Genomic DNA, 3,470 nt, shown 5'->3' with positions numbered 1-3,470 from the left:
AGCAGCACCCCTCCGGCGCCGTGCCGCCGGTGACCGACGCCGAGCGCGCCCTGCTGGCCACCGTGCACCGCGTGGACACCAGCGGCCGCTTCGAGCGCGCCGACGTCGTCCTCGTGCACGAGGTCGCCGACCAGCTCGGCCCGCTGCTGCTGCGGGTGGCCGAGCGCGGGGCCGACCCGCGGGTGCGTCACGACCTGGAGACCCTGGCGACCGAGCACCTGCCGCGCACCGTGGACGACTTCCTGGCCCTGCCGGCGGACTACGCCCGCGAGCACCGCACGGCGGCCGGCACCACGCCCGCCGAGGAGCTGCGCAACCAGCTGCACCTGCTGCTGGAGGGCTGCCGCCGCCTGCGCGACGCCGTCCACGACGCCGACCTCGACCGCCAGCAGCAGCAGAGCCGCTTCCTGGAGTCGAAGTTCCGGCGCAGCGAGCTGGACCTGTGAGCACGCCCGCGCACCACCGCGCCCACCCGTGCGCCGACCCCGGCGCCCCGAGAAGCACCTAGGAGCGGATCGTGACCCTCGACGTGCAGCTGGTCGGCACGACGACGCAGATGGCCGTCGTCACCCTGCGGCCGGGGCAGGTGGTGTACGCGGAGTCGGGCAAGTTCCTCTTCTCCTCCGGCGACGTGGCCGTGGAGACGAAGCTGTCCGCGCCCGGCGAGAAGTCCGAGGGGGGCCTGGGCGGGCTGCTGCGCGGGGCCGTCGGCGCGGGCAAGCGGATGCTCGCGGGGGAGTCCTTCGCCTTCCAGCACTTCTCCACCCCCGGCGGCGACGGCCTGCTCGGGCTGGCGGGCGTGCTGCCCGGGGAGATGCGCCACATCGAGCTGGACGGCTCGACCACCTGGTTCGCGGAGAAGGACGCGTTCGTGGCCGCCGAGGCCGGCGTGCACTTCGACATCGCCTTCTCCGGGCTGGGGCAGGGGCTGATGGGCGGGGAGGGCTTCATCCTGGAGAAGTTCTCCGGGCGCGGCTCGCTGCTCATCGCCGGCGCGGGGGACTTCATCGACCTCAACCCCGCCGACTACGGCGGCACCGTCCGCGTGGACACCGGCTGCATCGTCGCCTGGGACGACCGCGTGCAGTACAGCGTGGAGACCGTGGGCCGGCTGAACCGCCAGGGCATCATGAGCGCCGTCTTCGGCGGGGAGGGCCTGACGCTGGCCACCCTGCGCGGCAACGGGCGCGTCATCCTGCAGTCGGTCACCATCGAGGGCTTCGCCAAGGCCCTCGCCAAGAACGCCGCCAAGCCCGACCAGCAGGGCCTGGGGGCCATCGGCGGCCTCTTCTCCGGCTCCCGGGGCTGAGCACCGCACCCGAGCACCGCACCCCGCGGAACCAGCCCGCCCCCCGCGCACGTTGATCAGGGGCGGGCACCACCCGCACGAGACACGGACGACCGACGAAACGGAGCGCACACCATGGGCGTCAGCCTCAGCAAGGGCGGCAACGTCTCCCTCACCAAGGAGGCGCCGGGCATGACCCGGGCCGTCATCGGGCTCGGCTGGGACGCGAACAGCTTCACCGGCTCGGACTTCGACCTCGACGCGCAGGCGATCATGATCGGCGCCAACGGCAAGGTCCCGAACGACGGCTACTTCGTCTTCTTCAACCAGCTGAAGTCCCCGGAGGGCTCCGTGGAGCACACCGGCGACAACCGCACCGGTGAGGGCGACGGCGACGACGAGAAGATCAACGTCGACCTGTCCCTGATCCCCGCCGAGATCGACAAGGTCGTCTTCACCGTCGCCATCTACGACGCGGACACCCGCAAGCAGTCCTTCGGCCAGGTGCGCAACGCCTTCATCCGCGTGGTGAACGCCGAGAGCGGCACCGAGGTCGCCCGCTACGACCTGTCCGAGGACGCCTCCACCGAGACCGCGATGGTCTTCGGCGAGCTGTACCGCAGCGGTGCGGACTGGAAGTTCCGCGCCGTCGGCCAGGGCTACGCCAACGGCCTGCGCGGCATCGCCACCGACTTCGGCGTCAGCGTCTGACACCGCGCGGGGCGCCCCGCCGGGCGCCCCGCCCCGGGGACCGCCGCGCGGCGCGCGCCGCGCGGCGGTTGGCCGCTGCGGCCCGTCGCTGAGAAGGTGCGGTGTCCCGCCCGTGCGACGGGCCCGAACGAGAAGGAAGCAGACGCGTGATCCTCAAGACCTACGGCTGGTCGTTCGCCGTGACGATCGTGGGGCTCGTGCTGGCGGTCGTCTACGACAGCTGGCAGGGGCTCGCGCTCGTCCTCATCCTCTCCGTGCTGGAGATCAGCCTCTCCTTCGACAACGCCGTGGTCAACGCGACGGTGCTGGAGAGGATGAGCGACTTCTGGCAGAAGATCTTCCTCAGCGTCGGCATCATCATCGCCGTCTTCGGCATGCGGCTGATCTTCCCCATCGTGCTGGTGAGCGTCACCGCCGGCCTGGGGCCGGTGGAGACGGTGCAGCTCGCCCTGCGGGGCGGGGACCCCGAGGAGCCGGGCACCTACGGCTACGAGCTGAACGAGGCGCACCCGACGATCGCCGCCTTCGGCGGCATGTTCCTGCTGATGCTCTTCCTGAACTTCTTCTTCGGCGAGAAGGAGCACCACTGGCTCAAGCCGCTGGAGCGCCTGGGCGAGAAGGTCGGCGCGCTGGAGAGCGTGCAGGTCGTCGTGGCCGGTGCCGTGCTGCTCGTGGCCGCGGAGACCTTCGCCACCGACCACGGGCGCACCGTCCTGGCCTCGGGCCTGGCCGGCGTGCTCACCTACCTGCTGGTCAACGGCCTCGGCGAGCTGTTCAACGTCGAGGAGCACCTCGAGCACGGCGAGCACGAGCACGCCGACCAGGCGGGCGCCGCGGCCGCCGGTGCCGGCGCCGTGGCCGCCCAGCGCGGCGGCGGCGGGCCCACCGCGGTGGCCAAGGCCACCGGCAAGGCGGCGTTCTTCCTCTTCCTGTACCTGGAGGTGCTGGACGCCTCGTTCTCCTTCGACGGCGTCATCGGCGCCTTCGCCATCACCTCCGACCCGATCATCATCGCGATCGGCCTGGGCGTGGGGGCCATGTACATCCGGTCGATGACCGTGCACCTGGTCAAGGAGGGGACGCTGGCGCAGTACCCCTACCTGGAGAACGGTGCGCTGTGGGCCATCGGCGCCCTGGCGGTCATCCTCCTCATCAGCATCGAGGTGCACATCCCCGAGGTGGTCACCGGCCTGATCGGCCTGGCCTTCATCGTGGCGGCCCTCATCAGCTCGATCGTGCGCAACCGCCGCCACCCGGAGGAGGCGCACGTGGAGGCGCACGCCCCGGCGCACTGACGCCGGGGACGGACGGCCGGCGGGCGGGGTGCCCGCCGGGACGGGACGGGCGCGCACGGGCGCCACGAGCACGGAGGAGGGCGCCGGTGGCGCGCGACGGTCGGCCGGCCGAGGAGGTGCACAACTTCCTGGGCCGCCCCGGTCCACGGCGCAGCACGCGCACGCTGGCCGACCAC

The 3,470-nt window shown here is 72.2% G+C and carries 4 protein-coding genes; all 4 read left to right on the top strand.

The window, feature by feature from the left end; all coding sequences use genetic code 11:
• Positions 1-446 (top strand): hypothetical protein (locus GTR00_RS17075; protein WP_205706038.1); only part of this gene is annotated, 446 nt, incomplete at its 5' end.
• Positions 447-517: 71 nt separating this feature from the next.
• Complete coding sequence (locus tag GTR00_RS17070; protein ID WP_166612783.1) at positions 518-1,309, top strand: AIM24 family protein; 792 nt, start codon at positions 518-520, stop codon at positions 1,307-1,309.
• Between the two features lie 114 nt (positions 1,310-1,423).
• Positions 1,424-1,999: a TerD family protein gene (locus tag GTR00_RS17065; RefSeq protein WP_166612782.1), complete on the top strand. Its 576-nt coding sequence runs from the start codon at positions 1,424-1,426 to the stop codon at positions 1,997-1,999.
• Positions 2,000-2,145: 146 nt separating this feature from the next.
• The gene (locus tag GTR00_RS17060) at positions 2,146-3,294 is read left to right on the top strand and encodes a DUF475 domain-containing protein (RefSeq protein ID WP_166612781.1); all 1,149 of its coding nucleotides are present in this window, start codon (positions 2,146-2,148) and stop codon (positions 3,292-3,294) included.
• Positions 3,295-3,470: the final 176 nt, after the last annotated feature.

The organism is Kineococcus indalonis, from assembly GCF_009906395.1.
Classification (GTDB): domain Bacteria; phylum Actinomycetota; class Actinomycetes; order Actinomycetales; family Kineococcaceae; genus Kineococcus; species Kineococcus indalonis.
This window is presented reverse-complemented; position numbering and strand designations above follow the sequence as displayed.